Annotated in this window: 2 tRNA genes and 2 rRNA genes; all 4 read left to right on the forward strand. The window is 49.7% G+C overall.

The annotated features are described in order from the left end of the window. A 16S ribosomal RNA gene (locus BFC18_RS21310) occupies nucleotides 1-671 on the forward strand; the annotation flags it as partial. 80 nt (nucleotides 672-751) lie between these two features. Further along, nucleotides 752-827 (forward strand) — tRNA-Ala (locus tag BFC18_RS21315). Between the two features lie 5 nt (nucleotides 828-832). Next, nucleotides 833-909, forward strand: a tRNA-Ile gene (locus BFC18_RS21320). A 484-nt stretch (nucleotides 910-1,393) separates the two neighbouring features. Further along, nucleotides 1,394-4,266: ribosomal RNA gene (locus BFC18_RS21325) — 23S ribosomal RNA — on the forward strand. Nucleotides 4,267-4,277 lie beyond the last annotated feature (11 nt).

A 4,277-nucleotide genomic window follows, 5' to 3' on the forward strand; every position in this document is an offset into this window, starting at 1 on the left:
TAAGTAGACCGCCTGGGGAGTACGGCCGCAAGGTTAAAACTCAAATGAATTGACGGGGGCCCGCACAAGCGGTGGAGCATGTGGTTTAATTCGAAGCAACGCGAAGAACCTTACCTACACTTGACATGCAGAGAATTTTCCAGAGATGGATTAGTGCCTTCGGGAACTCTGACACAGGTGCTGCATGGCTGTCGTCAGCTCGTGTCGTGAGATGTTGGGTTAAGTCCCGCAACGAGCGCAACCCTTGTCCTTAGTTGCCAGCATTTGGTTGGGCACTTTAAGGAGACTGCCGGTGACAAACCGGAGGAAGGTGGGGACGACGTCAAGTCATCATGGCCCTTACGTGTAGGGCTACACACGTGCTACAATGGTATTTACAGAGGGAAGCAAGACAGCGATGTGGAGCGGACCCCTTAAAGAATATCGTAGTCCGGATTGGAGTCTGCAACTCGACTCCATGAAGTCGGAATCGCTAGTAATCGCAGGTCAGCATACTGCGGTGAATACGTTCCCGGGCCTTGTACACACCGCCCGTCACACCATGGGAGTGGGATGCAAAAGAAGTAGTTAGTCTAACCTTCGGGAGGACGATTACCACTTTGTGTTTCATGACTGGGGTGAAGTCGTAACAAGGTAACCCTAGGGGAACCTGGGGTTGGATCACCTCCTTACCTTAAAAATCGTCAACTGCCTTTTAGCGTAGTGTTCACACAGATTGTTTTGTTAAACAAAAGAACGACCAAGTCTATATGGGGCTATAGCTCAGCTGGGAGAGCGCCTGATTTGCATTCAGGAGGTCAGCAGTTCGATCCTGCTTAGCTCCACCATCCTTAGGCTTGTAGCTCAGCTGGTTAGAGCGCACCCCTGATAAGGGTGAGGTCGGCAGTTCAAGTCTGCCCAAGCCTACCAAATCTTTCTCATACGGCGTCAGATAAAACCTCATGTGCTGGAACACACTACGGTTTCATCTTCCTTGTCTGAAAAAGATTGGATGTATTAAGTAAACACTTGGTCAGAAATAAACAAATCCTAATGAATTTTTACTCATCGAGTAAGTATTGATTAGGGTTTTTTTACTCTAAACCTGTTCTTTAACAATTTGGAAAGCTGATATTAGTAATCAATCAAATTGAGTAACTGAGAATATCGAAAAGATGTTCTTTCACGCTACTCTATCTGACAAATGATTAGACAGTCATGCATACAGCAGTGCTTTAATGCACACCTGACCCCGGATAAAAAGGCGGGGGTAGGCGCAGGAGAATCCATCCTTTTGAGTTGTCGCAACTCTTGGATAATCCTGTAATAGCTATTCACTCTCTCACTACTCATGTTGAGAAGAGGTAATAGCGACGCTTAAGGAAACTCAAGCGGAAGCTATTTAGGGTTGTATGGTTAAGTGACTAAGCGTATACGGTGGATGCCTTGGCAGTAAGAGGCGATGAAGGACGTGTAAGTCTGCGAAAAGCGGTGGCGAGTTGACAAAACGCATTTGAGCCATCGATGTCCGAATGGGGAAACCCACCCGCTTGCGGGTATCGTTAACTGAATACATAGGTTAACGAGGCAAACCCGGGGAACTGAAACATCTAAGTACCCGGAGGAAAAGAAATCAACCGAGATTCCCTGAGTAGCGGCGAGCGAAAGGGGACTAGCCGATATCTGTTGTGATAGTGGAATATTCTGGAAAGTTTAACGGTACAGGGTGATAGTCCCGTACACGAAGTTGCAACAGGTACATATTAAGTAGGTCGGGACACGTGTTATCTTGACTGAAGATGGGGGGACCATCCTCCAAGGCTAAATACTCCTTACTGACCGATAGTGAACCAGTACCGTGAGGGAAAGGCGAAAAGAACCCCTGTGAGGGGAGTGAAATAGAACCTGAAACCGTATACGTACAAGCAGTGGGAGCCCTTCGGGGTGACTGCGTACCTTTTGTATAATGGGTCAGCGACTTATATTTAGTAGCAAGGTTAAGCGAATAGCGGAGCCGTAGCGAAAGCGAGTGTTAACTGCGCGTTGAGTTGCTAGGTATAGACCCGAAACCCGGTGATCTAGCCATGGGCAGGTTGAAGGTTGAGTAACATCAACTGGAGGACCGAACCCACGCCTGTTGAAAAAGGCGGGGATGACTTGTGGCTGGGGGTGAAAGGCCAATCAAACCGGGAGATAGCTGGTTCTCCCCGAAATCTATTTAGGTAGAGCCTCGGACGAATTCCTTTGGGGGTAGAGCACTGTTAAGGCTAGGGGGTCATCCCGACTTACCAACCCTTTGCAAACTCCGAATACCAAAGAGAACTATCCGGGAGACACACGGCGGGTGCTAACGTCCGTCGTGAAGAGGGAAACAACCCAGACCGCCAGCTAAGGTCCCAAAATATTGCTAAGTGGGAAACGATGTGGGAAGGCTAAGACAGCTAGGAGGTTGGCTTAGAAGCAGCCACCCTTTAAAGAAAGCGTAATAGCTCACTAGTCGAGTCGGCCTGCGCGGAAGATGTAACGGGGCTAAGCAATATACCGAAGCTGCGGCAATGCGATTTATCGTATTGGGTAGGGGAGCGTTCTGTAAGCCGCTGAAGGTGAACTGTGAGGTTTGCTGGAGGTATCAGAAGTGCGAATGCTGACATGAGTAACGATAATGCGGGTGAAAAACCCGCACGCCGGAAGACCAAGGTTTCCTGTCCCATGCTAATCAGGGCAGGGTAAGTCGGCCCCTAAGGCGAGGCAGAAATGCGTAGTCGATGGGAAACGGGTTAATATTCCCGTACTTATATAATCAGTGATGGAGGGACGGAGAAGGCTAGACAAGCTTGGCGTTGGTTGTCCAAGTGAAAGTGAGTAGGCTGAGTGCTTAGGTAAATCCGGGTACTTAAGGCCGAGACACGAGACGAGCCACCACGGTGGTGAAGTTGTTGATGCCCTGCTTCCAGGAAAAGCTTCTAAACTTATGATTATGTGAACCGTACCCCAAACCGACACAGGTGGTCAGGTAGAGAATACTAAGGCGCTTGAGAGAACTCGGGTGAAGGAACTCGGCAAAATTGTACCGTAACTTCGGGAGAAGGTACGCCCCTGCGTGTGATAAGACTTGCTCTTTGAGCACACGGGGGCCGCAGTGACCAGGTGGCTGGGACTGTTTATTAAAAACACAGCACTCTGCTAAATCGAAAGATGACGTATAGGGTGTGACACCTGCCCGGTGCCGGAAGGTTAATTGATGGGGTTAGCGTAAGCGAAGCTCTTGATCGAAGCCCCGGTAAACGGCGGCCGTAACTATAACGGTCCTAAGGTAGCGAAATTCCTTGTCGGGTAAGTTCCGACCTGCACGAATGGTGTAACCATGGCCACGCTGTCTCCACCCGAGACTCAGTGAAATTGAAATCGCAGTGAAGATGCTGTGTACCCGCACCTAGACGGAAAGACCCCGTGAACCTTTACTACAGCTTGGCACTGAACATTGAACCTACTTGTGTAGGATAGGTGGGAGGCTTTGAAATATGGACGCCAGTTCATATGGAGCCGTCCTTGAAATACCACCCTGGTATGTTTGATGTTCTAACGTTGGTCCCTAATCGGGATTGCGGACAGTGTCTGGTGGGTAGTTTGACTGGGGCGGTCTCCTCCCAAATAGTAACGGAGGAGCACGAAGGTTAGCTAATCACGGTCGGACATCGTGAGGTTAGTGCAATGGCATAAGCTAGCTTAACTGCGAGACAGACACGTCGAGCAGGTACGAAAGTAGGTCATAGTGATCCGGTGGTTCTGTATGGAAGGGCCATCGCTCAACGGATAAAAGGTACTCCGGGGATAACAGGCTGATACCGCCCAAGAGTTCATATCGACGGCGGTGTTTGGCACCTCGATGTCGGCTCATCACATCCTGGGGCTGAAGTCGGTCCCAAGGGTATGGCTGTTCGCCATTTAAAGTGGTACGCGAGCTGGGTTTAGAACGTCGTGAGACAGTTCGGTCCCTATCTGGTGTGGGCGTTGGATGATTGAGGGGAGCTGCTCCTAGTACGAGAGGACCGGAGTGGACGAACCGCTGGTGTTCGGGTTGTTTTGCCAAAGGCATTGCCCGGTAGCTACGTTCGGAATCGATAACCGCTGAAAGCATCTAAGCGGGAAGCGAGCCCCAAGATGAGTCATCCCTGAACTTTAAGTTCTCTGAAGGGTTGTTGAAGACGACAACGTTGATAGGCAGGATGTGGAAGTGTTGCAAGGCATTAAGCTAACCTGTACTAATTGCCCGTGAGGCTTAACCATACAACGCCTAA

Source organism: Alteromonas confluentis, assembly GCF_001757105.1.
Lineage (GTDB): Bacteria > Pseudomonadota > Gammaproteobacteria > Enterobacterales > Alteromonadaceae > Alteromonas > Alteromonas confluentis.